This window comes from Clavibacter zhangzhiyongii, assembly GCF_014775655.1.
In the GTDB taxonomy this organism is placed as follows: Bacteria; Actinomycetota; Actinomycetes; order Actinomycetales; family Microbacteriaceae; genus Clavibacter; species Clavibacter zhangzhiyongii.
This window is the reverse complement of record NZ_CP061274.1, coordinates 2,332,660-2,352,463: the sequence shown is the minus strand read 5'-3', so window position 1 is coordinate 2,352,463 and position 19,804 is coordinate 2,332,660. Positions and strand designations below refer to the sequence as shown.

Annotated in this window: 15 protein-coding genes; 11 read left to right on the top strand and 4 right to left on the bottom strand. The window is 71.9% G+C overall.

The window, feature by feature from the left end; all coding sequences use genetic code 11:
* The 3 genes from H9X71_RS11070 (at position 1) to H9X71_RS11060 (ending at position 4,744) form a co-directional block, all read left to right on the top strand.
* A complete protein-coding gene (locus H9X71_RS11070) occupies positions 1-1,842 on the top strand; it encodes an ABC transporter family substrate-binding protein (protein ID WP_191147145.1) in 1,842 nt (613 codons plus the stop codon).
* 178 nt (positions 1,843-2,020) lie between these two features.
* A complete protein-coding gene (locus tag H9X71_RS11065; protein WP_191147144.1) occupies positions 2,021-3,547 on the top strand; it encodes an ABC transporter permease in 1,527 nt (508 codons plus the stop codon).
* A gap of 3 nt (positions 3,548-3,550) precedes the next feature.
* Positions 3,551-4,744 carry an ABC transporter permease gene (locus H9X71_RS11060; protein WP_191147143.1) on the top strand — a complete coding sequence of 398 codons (1,194 nt, stop codon included), beginning with the start codon at positions 3,551-3,553 and terminating at the stop codon, positions 4,742-4,744.
* 29 nt (positions 4,745-4,773) lie between these two features.
* On the opposite strand, the gene H9X71_RS11055 is transcribed toward H9X71_RS11060, so the two are convergent.
* Complete coding sequence (locus H9X71_RS11055) at positions 4,774-5,379, bottom strand: PH domain-containing protein (RefSeq protein ID WP_191147142.1); 606 nt, start codon at positions 5,377-5,379, stop codon at positions 4,774-4,776.
* A 71-nt stretch (positions 5,380-5,450) separates the two neighbouring features.
* On the opposite strand from H9X71_RS11055, the gene H9X71_RS11050 reads away from it, so the two are divergent.
* From H9X71_RS11050 to H9X71_RS11035, 4 genes are all read left to right on the top strand, one after another.
* Positions 5,451-7,139 (top strand): ABC transporter ATP-binding protein, encoded by a 1,689-nt coding sequence (locus tag H9X71_RS11050; RefSeq protein WP_191147141.1) that lies wholly within the window; start codon positions 5,451-5,453, stop codon positions 7,137-7,139.
* A gap of 99 nt (positions 7,140-7,238) precedes the next feature.
* Positions 7,239-9,092, top strand: a complete 1,854-nt coding sequence (locus tag H9X71_RS11045) for an ABC transporter substrate-binding protein (RefSeq protein WP_191147140.1) — start codon at positions 7,239-7,241, stop codon at positions 9,090-9,092.
* Between the two features lie 115 nt (positions 9,093-9,207).
* Complete coding sequence (gene typA / locus H9X71_RS11040) at positions 9,208-11,115, top strand: translational GTPase TypA (protein ID WP_191147139.1); 1,908 nt, start codon at positions 9,208-9,210, stop codon at positions 11,113-11,115.
* Positions 11,116-11,166: 51 nt separating this feature from the next.
* Positions 11,167-11,631 (top strand): hypothetical protein, encoded by a 465-nt coding sequence (locus H9X71_RS11035; protein ID WP_244961593.1) that lies wholly within the window; start codon positions 11,167-11,169, stop codon positions 11,629-11,631.
* Positions 11,632-11,652: 21 nt separating this feature from the next.
* Here the strand turns inward: H9X71_RS11035 and efeB are convergent, their stop codons facing one another.
* The 3 genes from efeB to efeU all read right to left on the bottom strand — a co-directional run bounded on the left by efeB (position 11,653) and on the right by efeU (position 15,208).
* Entirely contained in the window at positions 11,653-13,014 is a 1,362-nt protein-coding gene (gene efeB, locus H9X71_RS11030; protein ID WP_191147137.1) for an iron uptake transporter deferrochelatase/peroxidase subunit, read from the bottom strand.
* The gene (efeO, locus tag H9X71_RS11025; RefSeq protein ID WP_191147136.1) at positions 13,014-14,222 is read right to left on the bottom strand and encodes an iron uptake system protein EfeO; all 1,209 of its coding nucleotides are present in this window, start codon (positions 14,220-14,222) and stop codon (positions 13,014-13,016) included. Before efeO ends, efeB begins: the two co-directional genes overlap by 1 nt.
* A gap of 92 nt (positions 14,223-14,314) precedes the next feature.
* On the bottom strand, positions 14,315-15,208 hold the full coding sequence (gene efeU / locus H9X71_RS11020) for an iron uptake transporter permease EfeU (RefSeq protein ID WP_191147135.1): 894 nt from the start codon (positions 15,206-15,208) through the stop codon (positions 14,315-14,317).
* 207 nt (positions 15,209-15,415) lie between these two features.
* Between efeU and H9X71_RS11015 the strand changes: the two genes are divergently transcribed.
* From H9X71_RS11015 to H9X71_RS11000, 4 genes are all read left to right on the top strand, one after another.
* Positions 15,416-16,780, top strand: coding sequence for a PIG-L family deacetylase (locus H9X71_RS11015; protein WP_191147134.1), 1,365 nt, complete (start codon positions 15,416-15,418; stop codon positions 16,778-16,780).
* A 41-nt stretch (positions 16,781-16,821) separates the two neighbouring features.
* A complete protein-coding gene (gene fdxA / locus H9X71_RS11010; RefSeq protein WP_043674720.1) occupies positions 16,822-17,142 on the top strand; it encodes a ferredoxin in 321 nt (106 codons plus the stop codon).
* A gap of 5 nt (positions 17,143-17,147) precedes the next feature.
* On the top strand, positions 17,148-18,260 hold the full coding sequence (gene dapC / locus H9X71_RS11005) for a succinyldiaminopimelate transaminase (protein WP_191147133.1): 1,113 nt from the start codon (positions 17,148-17,150) through the stop codon (positions 18,258-18,260).
* A 161-nt stretch (positions 18,261-18,421) separates the two neighbouring features.
* Positions 18,422-19,744 carry a citrate synthase gene (locus tag H9X71_RS11000; RefSeq protein WP_191147132.1) on the top strand — a complete coding sequence of 441 codons (1,323 nt, stop codon included), beginning with the start codon at positions 18,422-18,424 and terminating at the stop codon, positions 19,742-19,744.
* The last annotated feature ends 60 nt before the right edge of the window (positions 19,745-19,804 follow it).

The following is a 19,804-nucleotide window of genomic DNA, read 5'->3' as shown; positions in this document are numbered from 1 at the left end:
TTGAAAATCAGACGCCTTGCAGCGGCTGGTGCCGTCATCGTCTCCGGTGCCCTCGTACTCAGCGGCTGCTCTGCGCCCGCTCAGCAGTCCGAGGTCATCGCCGGCACTGAGATCACCGTGGCCTGGAACGACCCGTTCCTCGAGTACAACAACGCGTCGGCGACCGGCAACGCCACCGCCAACACGAACATCGTGTACCTGACGAACCAGTCCTTCAACTACTACGACGACGTCCCGTCGCTCCAGAAGAACACCGACTTCGGCACCTACGAGAAGGTCTCCGACGACCCGCTCGTGGTCAAGTTCACGATCAACGAGGGCGTCAAGTGGAGCGACGGCACGCCCGTCGACGCCGCGGACATGCTGCTCAACTGGGCCGCGAACACGACCAACGTCAACACGGCCTCGACCGACGACGTCACCACGAACGAGGACGGCACCGTCTCCACCGGCGACGACCAGGTCTTCTTCAACTCCGGCGCCGTGCCCGACACCCGCCTCGGACTGGTCACCAAGACCCCCGAGATCGGCGACGACGGCCGCAGCCTCACCTACACGTACGACCAGCCGTACGTCGACTGGGAGATCGCGACCGGCAACGGCGTCGGCGTCTCGGCCCACGGCACCACGCAGCTCGCCTTCCCCGACGAGAACCTGTCGGGTGAGGACGCGAAGAAGAAGCTCATCACGGCGATCCAGGACAAGGACGCCAGCGTCCTCGCCCCGGTCTCCAAGGTCTGGAACGACGGCTACCGCTACTCGGACATGCCGACGGAGCCGCAGAAGACCCTGAGCGACGGCGCCTACACGATCACCGACCTCAAGGCCGACCAGTACATCACCCTGACGGCCAACAAGGAGTACACCGGCGACCGGAAGCCGAAGTACGAGAAGATCACGGTCCGCTTCATCTCGGACCCGCAGGCGCAGATCCAGGCCCTCTCCAACGGCGAGGTCCAGATCGCATCCGGTCAGCCCACGGCCGACCTCCTCCAGCAGGTCCAGGGACTCAGCGGCATCGAGTACAAGGGCCAGGCCGAGGGCACGTACGAGCACGTCGACCTCCAGGTCACCAACGGCGGCCCGTTCGACCCCGCGAAGTACGGCGGCGACGCCGAGAAGGCGAAGCTCGTCCGCCAGGCGTTCTTCAAGACGCTGCCGCGCGAGGAGATCCTCGACAAGCTGATCAAGCCCCTCCAGGAGGACGCGGAGCTCCGCAACTCGAACGTCTACGTGCCCGGCACGCCGGACTACGAGGCCTCGGTCGAGGAGAACGGCTACAAGGACCAGAAGGTTGACATCGAGGGCGCCAAGGCGGACCTCGCGAAGGCCGGCGTCACGGGCACGATCGACGCCCGCGTCATCTACGGCCAGGGCAACACCCGTCGCCAGCAGGAGTTCGAGCTCATGCGCCAGTCGGCCAGCCAGGCCGGCTTCAACCTCATCGACGTGAACAGCGCGACGTGGGGCGCCGACCTCTCCAGCAAGACCGACTCGTACGACATCGCCCTCTTCGGATGGCAGTCGGTGAGCCTCGGCGTCGGCGAGTCCGGCCCGAACTACCAGACCGGCGGCATCAACAACTACTACGGCTGGTCGAACCCCGAGGTCGACTCGCTGTTCAAGCAGCTGGACACGGAGACCGACAAGGACAAGCAGCGCGAGCTGGTCATCCAGGCCGAGACCATCATCCAGCAGCAGGGCTGGACGACGCCGATCTTCCAGTTCCCGGGCCTCACCGCCTGGAGCGACACCGTCACGGGCGTCAAGCCGGCGTTCCTGTCGCCGACCTACTTCTGGAACTACTGGGAGTGGGCCCCGGCGGACAGCGCCGCCGAATAGCACGGAAGCAGTGAGCACCGTCCCCTGAACGGGAGGGTGCGAGGGTGCCGAGGCCACCTGGCCTCGGCACCCTCTCCATGTCCGTTGCCGATTCGTGATCCGCGGATCCGGCCGCGTATGCTCTCGTCGGGTCGGGTCACGAGCCCTGGCCGAACACAGAAAGGGACGTCGTCGCCCTGTGCTTACCTTCGTCTTGAGACGCCTCGTCGCGTCGTTCTTCGTCCTCCTGGGCGCCAGCTTCATCATCTACAACCTGGCGGCCAACTCGGGTGATCCGCTCGGGGACCTGCGGGAGAACCCGTCGCCCAACCGCGACGCGCTCATCGCGGCCCGGGTCGACCTCCTCGACCTCGACGTCCCCTCGCCGCTGCGCTACTTCCTGTGGCTGGGCGGCGTGTTCAAGGTGTTCATCGGCCAGATCGACCTCGGCAAGGCCATCGACGGCCGCGAAGTCAACGACCTCATCGCCAACGCCGCGGGCCAGACGATCCAGCTGGTGACGATCGCCACCCTCATCGCCGTGATCATCGGCGTCTCGATCGGCATGACGACCGCGCTCCGCCAGTACAGCGGGTACGACTACACGGTCACCTTCGCGTCGTTCCTCTTCTTCTCCCTGCCGATCTTCTTCGTCGCCGTGCTCCTCAAGCAGTACGTCGCCATCGGCTTCAACGACTTCCTCGTGAACCCGTCGATCCCACCGGTCCTCATCGTGGTGCTGTCGCTCGTCTCGGGCTTCGTCTGGATGAGCATCATCGGCGGCGACCCGAAGCCGCGACTCGTCGTCTTCGGCTCCGCGACGGTCATCACGGCGGCGGTGCTCATCTACCTGCTCGCGACGGACTGGTTCACGCGACCCGGTCTCGGCATCGTGCTCATCGCGGCCCTCGGCGCCCTGATCGCCGTGCTCATCACGTCGCTCTCGACGGGACTGCGCAACCGTCGCGCGTTCTACTCGGCGCTCGCCATGGCCGCCCTCGGCGCCGCGCTCTGGTACCCGCTGCAGTACGTGCTCACCGTCTCCGCCCCGTGGTGGATCACCATCGTGCTCATCGTCGCATTCGTCGTCGTCGGCGTGGTCGTGGGCTACCTGGTCGGCCAGAACGACAAGCCCATCGTCGCGCGCGGCGCCGGCATCACCGGCGGGCTCGTCGCGCTGCTGATCATCATCGACCGCGTCATGCAGGTGTGGCCCGACTACGTGACCAACACGCGCGGCCGCCCCATCGCGACCGTCGGCGCCGTCACCCCGGGCCTCAACGGCTCCGTCTGGCAGGGCATGCTCGACAGCTACACGCACCTCCTGCTGCCGACCATCGCGATCCTGCTCATCTCCGTCGCGAGCTACTCGCGGTACTCGCGGGCGAGCCTCCTCGAGGTGATGAACCAGGACTACGTGCGCACCGCGCGGGCCAAGGGCCTCACCGAGCGCACCGTGATCATGCGCCACGCCTTCCGCAACGCGATGATCCCCGTCGCCACCGTCATCGCCTTCGACGTGGGATCGCTGATCGGCGGTGCCGTGATCACGGAGACGATCTTCGCGTGGAAGGGGATGGGATCCGTGTTCCAGGACGCGCTCCGCACCACCGACCTCAATCCGCTGATGGGCTTCATCCTGGTCACCAGCATCCTGACCGTCATCTTCAACATGCTGGCCGACATCCTCTACTCGGTCCTCGATCCTCGAATCCGGGTGAGCTGACACATGACCAACGCATTGATGGGGAACCCCAACGACCCCCACAACGACCCGAACCTCGCCGAGGGCGGCGCGAACTCCGAGCTCAGCATCGAGCAGCGCGAGGTCGAGGGGCTCAGCCAGGGCACCGTCGTCCGACGCCGCTTCCTCCGCCACAAGGGCGCGATGACCGCTCTCGTGGTCCTGGTGCTGATGGCGATCCTCGTGTACTCGTCCGTCGGCATCCAGTTCTTCGGCGTCCGCATACCCGGATGGTGGATGTGGAACTACGAGGACGTCTCGCCGATCGTGCAGGGCGGCAACCCCACGTGGAATCCGCCGTTCGACCTCGGCGTCCACCCCTTCGGCCAGGACGAGATCGGTCGTGACATCTTCGCCCGGGTCATGCGCGGCACACAGCAGTCCATCGTCGTGATGGTGCTGTACGGCATCATCGCCGCCTTCCTCGGCATCGTCGTCGGCGCCCTGGCCGGCTTCTTCCGGGGGCGCGTCGACTCGGTGCTCATGCGCTTCACCGACCTCATCATCGTCATCCCCGTGATCGTCATCGCGGCCGTCCTCGGTCGCACGTTCGGCGGACTCGGGGCGGTGGTGCTGGGCATCGTCCTCGGCCTCATCGGCTGGCCGAGCCTCGCCCGCCTCGTGCGCGGCGAGTTCCTGAGTCTCCGCGAGCGCGAGTTCGTCGACGCGGCTCGCGTCGCGGGAGCCTCGAACAGCCGCATCGTGTTCCGGCACATCCTCCCGAACGCGATCGGCGTGGTGATCGTGTCCACGACGCTCCTGATGAGCGCCGCCATCCTCCTCGAGGCCGCCCTCTCCTACCTCGGCTTCGGCATCGTCAAGCCCGACGTCTCGCTGGGCCAGATCATCAACGAGTACCAGGGCGCCTTCGCGACCCGGCCGTGGCTGTTCTGGTTCCCGGGTCTGTTCATCATCATCATCGCGCTCTGCATCAACTTCATCGGCGACGGCCTGCGCGACGCGTTCGACCCGCGCCAGCGGCGCATGCCGGGCGGACAGGGCCCCTACAAGCAGATGTTCGCGATGCTCACCGGCCGCACCCGCCGCGAGCAGGGACCGAAGTCGGGCTCGGGTGCCGAGGGCGTGCGCGTGCCGCCGCCCGTGGGATCCGCGCGCCCCGGTGCCCAGGCCGACGGCCCCGCCGAGGGCCAGGCGCCCGAGAGCACGGACGGCCGATGACGGCTCGTCCGCTCGCGGTGGGCCGGGTCTCAGACCAGGCCGGTCACCACGGTCGCGCCGAGCAGCGCCACCAGCACGGCGATCTCCGCCCAGTGCGTGCGCACGCGGCGGCCGGTCGCCTCGACGGGGCCGCCCAGGTGGCCCGCGTCGGCGAGCTCGGCGAGGCGCAGGCGGATCACCGTGGCGGCGTCGCCGGAGTCGGTGCGCGGCAGGTCCCCGCGGCGCGCGTCCTGCATCATCGCGCTGAGGTACGGCTGGTTCCGCTCCTCCTTCGTCGTGATGTAGGCGTTCGAGTGCCGGCCGGGCGCGGGAGCGGCCCACGCCGTGACGCGGTCGTCGTCGGTGGTGAGCGTCAGCGCCCACTTCGTGTCGACGCCGCGGATCGCGGGCCACGTGATGTCATGCGTCCGGAAGACGTTGCGGACCTCGACGCCCTCCGTGGCGATGCGCACCCGCGGCGCCCAGAAGACGAGCCACGCGGCGTACGCCAGCAGCAGCGGTCCCCACGCCGCCGTCGGCAGGAGGTCGGCCCGACCGCCGACCACGGAGCTCACGAGCACGAGGGCCGCGATCGCCGTGACGATCACGGTCAGCAGGCGGCCGAACGACGGGCGGATGACGACGGGCTGGTCCATGGCCTCATCGTCCCACGGCCCGCATCCACGCCCTTCGACACCTTCCCTTCCACCAGCCAGGAGACCGCAGCATGAGCGCTCACGCGAACGGGGCAGACCCGATCGTCCCCATCCTCGAGGTCTCCGGCCTCGGCGTCGACTTCTGGGTCGGCGACGAGTGGATGCCCGCCGCGGTCGACATCGACTACAAGGTGAACCCGGGCGAGGTGCTCGCGATCGTCGGCGAGTCCGGCTCGGGCAAGAGCGTCAGCTCCATGTCGCTGCTCGGCCTCCTGCCCAAGAACGGGCGGGTCCGGGGGAGCGCGAAGCTCAAGGGCGTCGAGATGGTCGGCGCCGACCAGGCGACGCTCCGCAAGGCGCGCGGCAACGACATCGCCGTGATCTTCCAGGAGCCCATGACGGCGCTCAACCCCGTGTACACCGTGGGCTTCCAGATCGTGGAGGCCCTGCGCGTCCACAACTCGATCATCCCGTCCGCCGCCAAGGTGCGGGCGCTCGAGCTGCTGAAGCTCGTCGAGATGCCGGACCCCGAGAAGGCCTTCGACTCCTACCCGCACCAGCTGTCCGGCGGCCAGCGCCAGCGCGCCATGATCGCCCAGTCGCTCTCCTGCGACCCCGACATGCTGATCGCCGACGAGCCCACCACGGCGCTCGACGTGACGATCCAGGCCGAGATCCTCGACCTGCTCCGCAAGCTCCACCAGCGCCTCAACAGCGCGATCGTGATCATCACGCACGACATGGGCGTGGTCGCCGACCTCGCGACCAACGTCATCGTGATGAAGAGCGGCCGCATCGTCGAGCGCGGCTCGGTCCGCGAGATCTTCCAGTCGCCGAAGGACCCGTACACGAAGCAGCTGCTCGCGTCGGTGCCGCACCTCGGCACGGGCGAGGCCACGCAGGTCGAGGTCGCGGCGCGCACCACCGAGCCCGCCATCTCCCTCAAGGAGGTGGACATCGACTACCCGAAGCTCGGCCGCGTGCCGGCGTTCCGGGCGGTCACGGGCGCGTCCTTCGACATCCACCCCGGCGAGGTCGTCGGCGTCGTGGGGGAGTCGGGATCCGGCAAGACCACCATCGCGCGCGCCGCGGTGGGCCTGCTGCCCGTCGCCGGGGGCGAGCTCACGGTCGCCGGCCGCCGCATGACCGGGATCTCGGCGAAGGACCTGCGGGCCGTCCGCCGCGAGATCGGCATCGTCTTCCAGGACCCGGGCTCCTCCCTCAACCCGCGCTGGCCCATCGGCCAGAGCATCGGCGAGCCGCTCGAGCTCTCGGGGCAGTTCTCGAAGAAGCAGCAGAGCGACCGGGTCGAGGAGCTGCTCGAGCAGGTGGAGCTGCCGCGCAGCTTCCGCAACCGGTACCCGAACGAGCTCTCCGGCGGTCAGCGCCAGCGCGTCGGCATCGCCCGCGCGCTCGCGCTGCGGCCCAAGGTGCTCGTCGCCGACGAGCCCACCTCGGCGCTCGACGTGTCGGTGCAGGCGCGCGTGCTCGCGCTGCTGCAGGAGATCCAGAAGGAGCTCCAGTTCGCGTGCCTGTTCGTCAGCCACGACCTCGCGGTGGTCGACCTGCTCGCCGACCGCATCGTGGTGATGAACCACGGCAAGATCGTGGAGCAGGGGCCGACCGAGTCGATCCTCCGCAACCCGCAGCACCCGTACACGCAGAAGCTCATCGCCGCCGTGCCGCTGCCGGACCCCGACCAGCAGCAGCAGCGCCGCGAGCTCCGCGACGCGCTGCGGGACCAGCCGCCCGCGGCCTGATCCGCTCCACGCACGACCCGGCCCGCCGTCCGTCGCACCCCCTCGCGGGGGCGCGCGGGCGGCGGGCCTCGTCGTGCCGCTCGCGTAGGATCGAGGGCGATGGACAGCGACACGCGAGGCCCCGGGGCCGCTCGAGCCCGACGCCCGCGAGGGATCCGCCGGTCGCTCCGCGGCGCCTCCGCCGCCGTCGCCCTCGCGCTCGTCGCGGTGCTCGCCGCCTGCTCGCCGACCACCGGCACGGTGGCCGACACGGAGATCCGCGCGGCCCTCCCCACCACCTTCACCTCGTACAACGCGGCCTCGCGCACGGGCGGCACCGACGGCAACCGGGAGATCGTGCACGCGACGAACTCGCGCTTCTCCGAGGTCTCCGCGGACGGCACCGTCGCGACCGACCCGGGGTACGGATCGGCGCGCGTCGTCTCGCGCGACCCCTTCACCGTGGAGTACACGGTCGCGGAGGGCGTCCGATGGTCGGACGGGGAGCCCGTTGACGCGGCCGACCTCCTGCTCGCCTGGGCCGCCGGATCCGGCGCGCTCGACACGCCCGGCTACGACCCGGCCGGGTACGTGGACGACACGACCAACGGCTACACCGGCCCGCTGCCCGAGAACACGGTCTACTTCGACGCCGCCGAGGACGAGGCGCTCACGCACGTCACGCGGACGCCCGAGATCGGCGACGGCGGCCGGTCCATCACCATGGTCTTCGACGAGTACGCGCCCGACTGGCGCCTCGCGTTCGAGGTCGGGCTGCCGGCGCACAGCGTCGCCCAGCTCGGGCTCGACATGTCGAGCCCGGGCCGCGCCAAGCAGACCCTCGTCGACGCCGTGCAGGACCGCGCGCCCGAGCTGCTCTCGCCCATCTCCGACGCGTGGAACCGCGGGTTCGGCGTGGCGGAGATCGCGGCGCACCCGGACCGCGCGGTGGGCTCGGGGCCGTACGCCATCGAGTCGATCGACCCGGGCACCTCCATCACGCTGCGGGCGAACCGCTTCTACACGGGCACGCACCGGCCGTCGGTCGAGCGACTCGTGGTGTCGACCATCGAGGATCCCGCCGCCGCGGTCGCCGCGCTGCAGGCGGGGGACGTCGACGTGATCGCGCCCGCCGCCGACGAGGACGTGGTCGACGCGCTCGGCGACGTCGACGGGGCCCGCGTCGTCACGGGCGCGTCCTCGAGCTGGGAGCGCCTCGACCTGCAGACGCTCGGCGCCCGCGACCCCGCGATGTCCGACGTCGCCGTGCGCACCGCGTTCCTGTCCACCATCCCGCGCGAGGCGATCCTCCGGGAGGCCGTGACGCCCGTCGACCCGGACGCCGGCACCCGCGACTCGTTCGTGCTCGCGCCGGGCGCCGACGGCTACGACGAGCAGGTGCGCTCCAACGGATCCAGCCGCTTCGACGACATCAACGTCGACGAGGCGCGCCAGCTGCTCGCGAGCGTCGGCCAGCCGGCGCCCGAGGTGTGCGTGCTCTACGACCCCGCCGACCCGCGCCGCACCGCCGCCTTCCAGGCCATCCGCGACTCGGCCGCCAAGGCCGGCTTCGTCGTGACCGACTGCTCGACCCCGCAGTGGGAGAGCGTCCTCGGCCAGGAGGGCGCCTACGACGCGGCGCTCCTCGACGCGGACGACGCCTACCCGTCGGTCGCGGGGATCCGCGCCGCGCACGAGGCGCGCGCCGACGCCCGCGACGGCCGGGCCACGTCCGACCCCGACGTCGCGACGCTCTTCACCTCCCTCAGCCGCACCGAGGACCGGGACGCGCGCGACGAGCTCCTCCTGCGCCTGGACCGCCGCATGTACGGCGACCGCACCGGCCTCCCGCTCTACCAGCACCCCGCGATCGCGGCGATGCGGGCGGGCGTCGACGGCGTGCAGGTGTCGTCGCACCAGGCCGGGATCCTCGACGACGCGTGGCGCTGGACGCTCGACTCCGCCGCCTCCTGAGCCCGGCTTGCGCAGGCACGGTAGACTTGCGGCGCTGGGAATAGCAGACGGCGGCTCTTCGCCCTACTCCCTTGATGACAAGGCCAGCATCCTCTTCCCACTGAAGGACAGCACTATGGCGCTAGTCGCGCGCAACGACCTCCGCAATGTGGCCATCGTGGCCCACGTGGACCACGGCAAGACCACCCTGGTCGACGCCATGCTCAAGCAGACGAACTCGTTCGACGCCCACTTCGAGGGCGAGGACCGCATGATGGACTCGAACGACCTCGAGCGCGAGAAGGGCATCACGATCCTCGCGAAGAACACCGCGGTGCTCTACAACGGGAAGCACGCCGACGGTTCGCCCATCGTCATCAACGTGATCGACACCCCGGGTCACGCCGACTTCGGCGGCGAGGTCGAGCGCGGCCTCTCCATGGTCGACGGCGTCGTGCTCCTCGTCGACGCGTCCGAGGGCCCGCTGCCCCAGACGCGCTTCGTGCTCCGCAAGGCGCTTGAGGCGAAGCTCCCCGTGATCCTCCTGGTCAACAAGACCGACCGCCCCGACGCGCGCATCGACGAGGTCGTGGCCGAGAGCCAGGACCTCCTCCTCGGCCTCGCGTCCGACATGTCGGACGAGCACCCGGACCTCGACCTCGACGCGATCCTCGACGTGCCCGTCGTCTACGCGTCCGGCCGCAACGGCGCCGCGAGCGACAACAAGCCGGAGAACGGCGAGCTGCCCGACAACGACGACCTCGAGCCGCTGTTCAAGGCGATCCTCGACCACGTCCCCGCGCCGACCTACGACGACGCGCACCCGCTCCAGGCACACGTCACCAACCTCGACGCGTCGCCCTTCCTCGGCCGCCTCGCCCTCCTCCGCGTCTTCAACGGCACGATCAAGAAGGGCCAGCAGGTCGCCTGGGTCAAGCACGACGGCACCGTCAAGAACGTGAAGATCACCGAGCTCCTCATCACGAAGGCGCTCGACCGCTTCCCGACCGAGTCCGCGGGCCCCGGCGACATCGTCGCCGTAGCCGGCATCGAGGACATCACCATCGGCGAGACCCTCGCCGACCCCGACGACGTGCGCCCGCTGCCCACCATCACGGTGGACGACCCGGCCATCTCGATGACCATCGGCACGAACACGAGCCCGCTCATCGGCAAGGTCAAGGGCCACAAGCTCACCGCCCGCATGGTCAAGGACCGCCTCGACCGCGAGCTCATCGGAAACGTGTCCATCAAGCTGGTCGACATCGGCCGCCCGGACGCGTGGGAGATCCAGGGCCGCGGCGAGCTCGCGCTGGCGATCCTCGTGGAGCAGATGCGCCGCGAGGGCTTCGAGCTCACCGTCGGCAAGCCGCAGGTGGTCGTGAAGCAGGTCAACGGCAAGGTCCACGAGCCGTACGAGCACCTCACCATCGACTCGCCCGAGGAGTACCTCGGCGCGATCACGCAGCTCCTCGCCGCCCGCAAGGGCCGCATGGAGGGCATGAGCAACCACGGCACCGGCTGGGTCCGCATGGAGTTCGTCGTCCCGTCGCGCGGCCTCATCGGCTTCCGCACGGAGTTCCTCACGATCACGCGCGGCGCGGGCATCGCCAACGCCGTGTCGCACGGCTACGAGCAGTGGGCGGGCGAGATCACCACGCGCGTCAACGGCTCGATCGTCGCCGACCGCGCGGGCGTCGCCACGCCGTTCGCCATGGTCGCCCTGCAGGAGCGCATGTCGTTCTTCGTGGAGCCCACCCAGGAGGTCTACGAGGGCATGGTCGTCGGCGAGAACTCGCGCGCGGACGACATGGACGTGAACATCACCAAGGAGAAGCAGCTGACCAACATGCGTCAGTCCACCTCCGACTCCTTCGAGCGCATGACGCCCTCGCGGAAGCTCACGCTCGAGGAGTGCCTCGAGTTCGCCCGCGAGGACGAGTGCGTGGAGGTCACGCCCGAGTTCGTCCGGATCCGCAAGGTCGAGCTGGACGCCAACGCCCGACAGCGCAAGACCTCGCGGCTGAAGAAGCAGAACGCCTAGCACGGCATGACCCCGACGAGCCCGTCCGGCAGGTCCCTCCGCAGGAGGGGGTTGGCGGCCGGGCTCGTCCTCGTCGGGGGGCTCGCGCTCACCGGCTGCAGCGAGGTGGGCGAGGCCGTCCGCGACGCCGCCCACGAGGGCGCCGAGCAGGTGCGCCACGGCGTCGAGGACGTCGTGGGCGACACGCTGGGCAAGGTGCAGGTGTCGACCGACGGGCACGTGCCCGACTCGTTCCCCTCCGACGCCGTGCCGTTCCCCGAGGGGCGGCTGCTCGGCGGGGGAGCCGCGCCCGAGGACGCCGGCTGGGTCGCGCAGGTCCAGGTGCCGGACGTCGCGGACGGGTTCGCCGACGCGCGGGCGCGGCTCGAGGCCGCGGGCTACGCGTCCAGCGAGGTCGCGTCCGACGACGCGAGCGGGTACGGGCGGTTCACGACCGACGCGCTGACCGTCATCGTCACGGTCTCCGCGGACCTCGGGTCGCCGATCGCGACGTACGTGGTTCTGCCGGCGCCCTGAGCCGGCGCCCGCTGCCGGGGTTCAGCCCTCGAGGAGGGTCTCGCCCACGTAGCCGCCGCGGCTCGCGCCCGGCGGCACCGCCCAGATCCCGCTGCCGACGTGCCGCAGGTACTCGTTCATGGCGTCCTTCGCGAGGCTGCGCTGGATGGGGATGAACTGCGTGCGCGGGTCGCGCTGGAACGCGAGGAAGAACAGGCCCGCGTTCAGTCGTCCCAGGTCGTCGTTGCCGTCGACGAAGTTGTAGCCGCGGCGCAGGAGCACCGCGCCGGCGTTCGCGTCCGGGTGCGCGAGGCGCACGTGCGACGCGGGATCGATGAGCGGCGCGCCGCCGCGGCCCGTGGCGTGGAAGTCCGGCGCGGTCGCCTCCTCGCCGCCGCTGAGCGGCGCGCCCGAGCCCTTGGTGCGCCCGACGACGCGCTCCTGCTCGCGGAGCGACGAGCGGTCCCACGTCTCGATGGTCATGCGGATCCGCCGGGCCACGAGGTAGGAGCCGCCCTGCATCCACGCCTCGGCGGGCGAGGACCCGGCGTCGGCCCAGACGTGGTCCTCGACCTGGCGGGTGTCCTCGCTCTTGACGTTGGCGGTGCCGTCCTTGAAGCCGAAGAGGTTCCGCGGCGTGACCTGCGCGCGGCTCGTGGACGACGTGCGGCCGAAGCCGAGCTGCGACCAGCGGATCGACGCGCGGCCGAACGCGATCCGCGACAGGTTGCGGATGGCGTGCACGGCGACCTGCGGGTCGTCGCTGCACGCCTGGATGCAGAGGTCGCCGCCCGTCGCCTGCGGCACGAGCGCCTCGCCGGGGAACCGCGGCAGGTCGACGAGCGCGGCGGGACGGCGGTCGGCGATGCCGAAGCGGTCGACGCCGTCGCGGCTCGTGAACAGCGACGGGCCGAGGCCGAACGTGATCGTGAGGCCGGCGGGCGGGAGGTCGAGCGCCTCGCCCGTGTCGTCGGGCGGCGAGTCGTAGGGGCCGTCGACCGCGCCGAGCGCGCCCGCCGATCCGCCCGCCGTCATGCGCGCCGCAGCCGCGCTCCAGTCGCGGAGGAGGGACACGAGGCCGGCGCGGTCGATGTCGGCGACGTCGAAGGCGGCGAAGTGCAGGCGGTCCTGCGCGGGCGTCGTGATGCCCGCCTGGTGCGGCCCGTGGAACGCGTACGTGGATCCGCCCGCGGCCTGGCGCGCGCCCGCGAAGGCGCGGTCGGCCATCACGCCGGCGGCGGATCCCACGAGGCCGCCGCCGAGCGCGCCCGCGCCGAGGAGGCCGAGGATCCCGCGGCGGGAGATGCCGGGCCGGGCGGCCTCCGCGGTGCCCGCGGCTTCCGTGCTGCCCGCGGCCTCCGCGGTGCCCGCGGCCTCGGCGGGGGCGTCGACGTGGTCCGTCATCAGCCGACGAGCGCGCCGGTGAGCTTCGACAGCGGCTCGGACAGCGCGTTGACGCCGTCCGCGAGGCCCTTGACCTGCTCGGTCGACAGCTGGTCGTAGCGCGTGAAGCCCTGCTCGAGGGAACCGTACGCCGCGAGGTCCTTCTCGAGCGAGGAGAACTGCGCGTCGAGCGCGGAGACGAGCTCCGGGTCCTTCGGCGCGACGATGTCGCGGACGCCCTCGTACGCGACGCGCGCGCCCTCGAGGTTCGCCTGGAAGTCCCAGAGGTCGGTGTGCGACCAGATCTCCTCCTCGCCGGTGATCTTGCCGGAGGCGACCTCGTCCATGAGGCCCACGGCCCCGTTGGAGACCGTGGAGATGTCGACGGAGAAGTCGTCCGCGTGCACCGCGTCGTAGAGGCGCTGCGTGTCGGCGGTGAGCTCCTGGGCGAAGTGCGCGCGGTCCGCGGCGGCGAGCGGCGCGTAGACGTCGCCGCCGTTCGCGTCGGGCGCCGGCTGCCAGAGGTCCTTCTCGATGCGGTGCCAGCCGGTCCACTCGGTGCCGGGCTCGACGTCGGCCTCGCGGAAGTCGATCTCGGGGTCGAGGTCGCCGAACGACTCGGCCACCGGCTCCACGCGCTCGTAGTACGCGCGTGCCGTCGGGTAGAGCGCGCGCGCCCTCTCGTCGTCGCCCGCGAGGTAGGCGTCCGCGAACTCCTGCGTGGCGGGCAGGAGGCGGCCGACCTGGTCCTTCACGTAGGCGGCGTACGCGGCCGCCGCGTCCTTCCCCTGCTGCTCGGCGTCGCCGGCCAGCGCGACCTGGTCGCCCGTGACGGTGAAGGGCGCGCGGCCGACGCCGTCGCCCACCATGCCGGGCTTGCACACGGTGAAGTAGTCGCCGGGCTGGGCGGTGAGCACGAGGTCGCGCTCGATGCCGGGGCTCACGTTCTCGACCTCGCCGACGATGCGCAGGCCGTCGTCCGCGAGCAGGTAGAACTCCGTGACCTGGTCGGTCGAGTTCGTGACGTGGAACGAGACGGTGCCGCTGGGCGCCGTCGCGGCGGACACGGCGCACGCGTCGGCCGAGCTGTCGACCGTGAGCTGCGTGACGCCGGACGCGTCGGCCGCGCCCGCGCCGGCGGATCCCGACGGGGCGTTCGCGACGCAGCCGCTGAGGGCGAGGGCGGCGCTGGCCAGCAGGGCGGCGGCGGGGAGGGTGGAGCGCTTCATGGGGCCTCGGGGGGGGGGAGCGGGCCGGCGGTGCCGGCGGTGGGCGGATCGGGAGGGAAGGAAGGGAGGAAGGGAGGGCAGGGCGCGCGGCGTCAGCGCGCGGCGGGCGCGTCGGCGACGCGGGGAGCGGGGGAGGGAGCGGTCTCGGCGGCGGGCGCCGCGGCGCGCGCCGGACGAGACCGCCGCCCGCGTCGCGCCAGGGTCAGGTAGACCGCGAGCGTCGGCACGACGTAGAGCACCCACGTGGCCGCCTCGAGCCAGGTGGTGGCGGGGGAGAAGCCGACGGTGCCCTTGAGGAGCGTGCCGTACCAGGATCCCGGCGGCACGGCGCCCGAGACGTCGAACGCCAGGGAGCTGAGCCCCGGCAGGATGCCCGCCTCCTGCAGGTCGTGCACGCCGTACGCGAGCACGCCGCCGGCGACGACGACGAGGAGCGCGCCCGTCCAGGTGAAGAAGCGCGCGAGGTCGATGCGGAGGACGCCCCGGTACACGAGCCAGCCGAGCGCGACGGCCGTCAGGATCCCGAGGCCCGCGCCGACCAGCGGCAGCGTCGTGGCGCCCGTCGCCTGCACGGCCGACCAGAGGAAGAGCGCCGTCTCGATGCCCTCGCGTCCGACCGCGAGGAACGCGACCGCCACGAGGCCCCAGGCGGCGCCCGCGATGGCGCGGTCGACGGCGCCCTGCAGCTCGGAGCGCATGTCCTTCGCCGTGCGGGCCATCCAGAACACCATCCACGTGACGAGGCCCGTGGCGACGATGGAGAGGGATCCGCCGATCGCCTCCTGCGCCTCGAAGGTGAGGCCGTAGGCGCCGTAGGTGAGCACCGCGCCGATCGAGAGGGCGAGGAGCACGGCCAGTCCGACGCCGAGCCAGAGCCGGCCGAGCACGTCGCGGCGGCCGATGCGGACGACGTAGGCGATGAGGATCGTGACGACCAGCGCGGCCTCGAGGCCCTCGCGCAGGCCGATCAGGTAGTTCGCGAACACGCGGGACGCCTCTCCGGCGGCGGACGCGGCGGGGCGCGCCCTATTGCTGATGTGGGGAAATGTAGGTGAGGCTTGCCTTACCTCGTGCACAGTAGCGCGGGGGGCGGGGCGCGTCCAGTCGCACTCCCGGCCCGGCCCCCGCGGCGATGCGTCCGGCGGGCGCCCGCGTCCAGGGAGCCGCGGTCGGCGCGCGGATAGGATCGCCCGATGACCACCGGCACGTCCCGCCCCGAACGGGCCGCCCGCATCCGCCGCCCCGAGCGCGAGCACGTGCTCTTCGTGCACGCCCACCCCGACGACGAGAGCATCGTCACGGGCGGCACCATCGCGCAGCTCGTCGAGGACGGCGTGCCCGTCACGGTGCTCACCTGCACGCGCGGGGAGCGCGGCGAGGTCATCCCCGCGGAGCTCCGCCACCTCGAGGGCGACCTGCGCGCCCTCGCCGACCACCGCGAGACCGAGCTGGCCGCGGCCATGGCGGCGCTCGGGGTCGACGACCACCGCTTCCTCGGCGACGCGGACGCGCGCTGGCGCGGCCTCGAGCCCCGCCGCTACGTCGACTCCGGGATGGAGTGGGGCGAGGACGGCGTGCCCGTCGCGCTCCGCCCGCTGGATCCCGACTCGCTGTGCGCGGGCGACGAGGCCGACGAGGCGCGCGACGTGCTCGCCGTCATCGCCGACGTCGACGCCACGAGCGTCGTCACCTACGACGACCACGGCGGCTACGGCCACCCCGACCACGTGCGCACCCACGTCATCGCCACCTGGGCGGCGGAGGAGGCCGGGATCCCCGCGTACCTCATCACCACGACGGCGTCCTCCGCACGGGAGGCGCACGACCTCGTGGCGGTGCGCGGGCGGTTCCCGGCGCCCGACGCGGATCCCGCCGGCACCCTCGTGCTGCCCGACGAGGCGGTGGACCTCCGGGTGGACGCGTCCGCGGTGCTCGACCGGAAGATCCGCGCGGTCGCCGCGCACCGCACCCAGACCGTGGTCGACGGCGACCAGTTCGCGCTGTCGCACGGCGTCGGCGCGCCCATCGCCGGCGTCGAGATGTACCGCCTGCACCACCCGGCGGGCGCGGTCGAGGACGACGGCACCCCGCAGCCCCCGCGCGGCGCCCAGCGCCTCGGCACGGCGGCCGCCTCGCTCGTGCTCGGGCTCCTCGTCGGGGTCATCGGCACGGCGGCCCACCGCGCCACCCTGCCCGTCGGCGGCGTCGCGCTGCCGGTGGGCCTCGTGCTCGCGCTCGCGACGCTCGCCTGCCTCCTGGTGGCGTTCCGGCTCCTGCTCGTCGACCGGCTGCACGCGCTCTGCCTCGGGCTCGGCGCGGTCGCGGCGGTCGCGGTGCTCGGCACCGGCGGCCCCGGCGGATCCGTGCTGTTCCCGGACGACGGGGTGAGCCAGGTCTGGGCGCTCGCACCCGCGGTCGTCGTCGCGGCGATCGTCGTCTGGCCGCGGTTCTCGACGCGTCGGCCCGCCGCGGGCACCGGGGCGGATCCCGCGGCCGGGGCGGCCGAGGCCCCGTCCGGCGCGGCCGCCCCGGCCGGGACCGGTCCGCGCGCCGCGTAGACTCGTCCGGGCCGCACCGCTCCCGGAAGGACCCGCCCGAAGTGACCTACGTCATCGCCCTGCCCTGTGTCGACGTCAAGGACCGCGCCTGCATCGACGAGTGCCCGGTGGACTGCATCTACGAGGGCGAGCGGTCGCTCTACATCCACCCGGACGAGTGCGTGGACTGCGGCGCCTGCGAGCCCGTGTGCCCCGTCGAGGCGATCTACTACGAGGACGACCTCCCCGAGCGCTGGAGCGACTACTACACCGCGAACGTCGAGTTCTTCGCCGAGATGGGCTCGCCCGGCGGCGCCACCAAGGTCGGCGTGACGCACTCCGACCACCCCGTCATCGCCGCGCTCCCGCCCCAGAACGGCTGACGCGCATGGCCCTCGGCGAGCTGCCCGACTACCCCTGGGACCTCATGGCCCCCTACGCCGAGCGGGCCGCCCGGCACCCCGACGGCATGGTCGACCTCAGCATCGGGTCGCCCGTGGATCCCACGCCGACGCTCATCCGCGACGCCCTCGCCTGGGCCACGGACGCGCACGCGTACCCCACCACGGTCGGCACGCCCGAGCTCCGGCAGGCGATGGTCGACTGGCACGCGAGGCGCCGGAACGCGACGCTCGGCGCCGACCAGGTGCTGCCGACCATCGGCTCCAAGGAGATGGTGGCCTGGCTGCCGTTCATGCTCGGCCTCGGCGAGGGCGACGCGGTCGTCCACCCGCGCGTCGCGTACCCCACCTACGCGGTCGGCGCGGCGCTCGCGGGCGCCGAGAGCGTGCCCGCCGACGACCCGGCCGAGTGGCCCGCGCACACGCGCCTGGTCTGGCTGAACTCGCCCGGCAACCCCGACGGCCGCGTGCTCGGCGTGGCGGAGCTGCGGGCCGCGGTCGGCCGCGCGCGCGAGCTCGGCGCCGTCATCGCGAGCGACGAGTGCTACGCCGAGCTCGGCTGGGAGGGGGAGTGGGCCGACGGCCCGACGCCCTCGATCCTCGACGCGCGCGTCGTCGGCGACGACCACGCGGGCGTCCTCGCGCTGTACTCGCTGAGCAAGCAGTCGAACCTCGCCGGGTACCGGGCCGCCCTCGTCGCGGGCGACCGGGAGCTCATCGCCCGGCTGATCCGCGTGCGCAAGCACGCGGGCCTCCTCCCGCCCGCGCCGCTGCAGCACGCCATGACGGTGGCGCTCGGCGACGACGCCCACGTGCGCGCCCAGCGCGAGCTGTACCGCGCCCGCCGCGCCGTGCTCCGGCCCGCGCTCGAGGACGCCGGCTGGCGCATCGACGCGAGCGAGGCCGGCCTCTACCTCTGGGCCACGCGCGGCCGCGACGCCTGGGAGGGCATCGCGGAGCTCGCCGACCTCGGGATCCTCGCGGGCCCCGGCCCCTTCTACGGCGACGCGTCGCCCGAGCACGTGCGCCTCTCCCTCACGGCGACCGACGAGCGCGTGCAGCGCGCGGCCGAGCGGCTCCGCGCGCAGGCGACCGCGTAGCACGACCTCCAACGGATCGGAGCGGATGCTGGCGGAGGCGACAGTGTCCCGGTCGGCCCTTTAGGCTGTAGTCGGCTCGGATCCCGGCGCCGCGACGGCGCCACGAGCGCCCGTCGGCGCGCATCCCCCGATCCATCCACCACCAGACTCGAGGAGGCGCCGTGACCGATGGCGGGCAGCAGGCGGACGACCAGCCCAAGGCGGAGAAGCCGACGGCCACGCTGACGTACCCCGGCGGCCGGGTGGAGTTCCCCATCCTCCCCGCGGTGGACGGCGCCTCCAGCATGGACATCTCCGGGCTCACGAAGGCCACCGGCCTCACCACGCTCGACAACGGCTTCGTCAACACGGCGTCCACCCGCTCCGCCATCACGTACATCGACGGCGAGCAGGGCATCCTCCGGTACCGCGGCTACCCGATCGAGCAGCTCGCGCGCCAGTCGAGCTACCTCGAGGTGGCGTGGCTCCTCATCCACGGCGAGCTGCCCACGAGCGACGAGCTCGGCCGGTTCGAGGACGACATCCGCCGCCACACGCTCCTGCACGAGGACTTCAAGGGCCTCTTCCGCGCCCTGCCCACCAACGCGCACCCCATGTCGGTGCTCTCCAGCGCGGTCTCGGCGCTCTCCACCTACTACGAGGACTCGCTGAGCGTCCACGACCCCGAGCAGGTCGAGATCTCGACGCTGCGCCTGCTGGCGAAGCTGCCGGTCATCGCGGCGTACGCGCACAAGAAGAGCCTCGGCCAGGCGTTCCTCTACCCGGACAACTCGCTCGGCTTCGTCGACAACTTCCTGCGCCTCAACTTCGGCAACAACGCCGAGCCCTACGAGGTCGACCCGGTGGTCAGCCGCGCGCTCGAGCGCCTCCTCATCCTGCACGAGGACCACGAGCAGAACGCGTCGACGTCGACCGTGCGGCTCGTCGGATCCACCGAGGCGAACATGTTCTCCTCCGTCTCCGCGGGCATCGGCGCGCTCTTCGGCCCGCTGCACGGCGGCGCGAACGAGGCCGTGCTCTCCATGCTCGGCCGCATCCGCGACTCCGGCGAGGGCGTCGACCGCTACGTCGAGCGCGTGAAGAACAAGGAGGACGGCGTCCGCCTCATGGGCTTCGGGCACCGCGTCTACAAGAACTTCGACCCGCGCGCCCGCCTCGTGAAGGAGAGCGCCGACGAGGTGCTGGCCGCCCTCGGGATCCAGGACCCGCTGCTCGACATCGCCAAGGAGCTCGAGGCGGTCGCGCTCGCCGACGACTACTTCATCGAGCGGAAGCTGTACCCGAACGTCGACTTCTACACGGGCGTCATCTACAAGGCGATGGGCTTCCCCACGCGCATGTTCACGGCGCTGTTCACCATCGGGCGCCTGCCCGGCTGGATCGCGCACTGGCGCGAGATGAACGAGGACCCGTCGACCAAGATCGGCCGTCCGCAGCAGCTCTACATCGGCCAGGGCGCGCGCGACCTCCCGGTCCGCGACTAGCCCCGACCGCCGGACGGACGCTCCCGAACAGGGGGCGTCCGGAGGCCCCGGATCCGTGTA

Excerpts from the sequence above, each read along its gene's own strand:
- H9X71_RS11060 (WP_191147143.1), top strand. The coding sequence starts at position 3,551 with ATGACCAACGCATTGATGGGGAACCCCAACGACCCCCACAACGACCCG.
- H9X71_RS11055 (WP_191147142.1), bottom strand. The coding sequence starts at position 5,379 with ATGGACCAGCCCGTCGTCATCCGCCCGTCGTTCGGCCGCCTGCTGACC.
- H9X71_RS11050 (WP_191147141.1), top strand. The coding sequence starts at position 5,451 with ATGAGCGCTCACGCGAACGGGGCAGACCCGATCGTCCCCATCCTCGAG.
- H9X71_RS11045 (WP_191147140.1), top strand. The coding sequence starts at position 7,239 with ATGGACAGCGACACGCGAGGCCCCGGGGCCGCTCGAGCCCGACGCCCG.
- typA (WP_191147139.1), top strand. The coding sequence starts at position 9,208 with ATGGCGCTAGTCGCGCGCAACGACCTCCGCAATGTGGCCATCGTGGCC.
- efeB (WP_191147137.1), bottom strand. The coding sequence starts at position 13,014 with ATGACGGACCACGTCGACGCCCCCGCCGAGGCCGCGGGCACCGCGGAG.
- efeO (WP_191147136.1), bottom strand. The coding sequence starts at position 14,222 with ATGAAGCGCTCCACCCTCCCCGCCGCCGCCCTGCTGGCCAGCGCCGCC.
- H9X71_RS11015 (WP_191147134.1), top strand. The coding sequence starts at position 15,416 with ATGACCACCGGCACGTCCCGCCCCGAACGGGCCGCCCGCATCCGCCGC.
- dapC (WP_191147133.1), top strand. The coding sequence starts at position 17,148 with ATGGCCCTCGGCGAGCTGCCCGACTACCCCTGGGACCTCATGGCCCCC.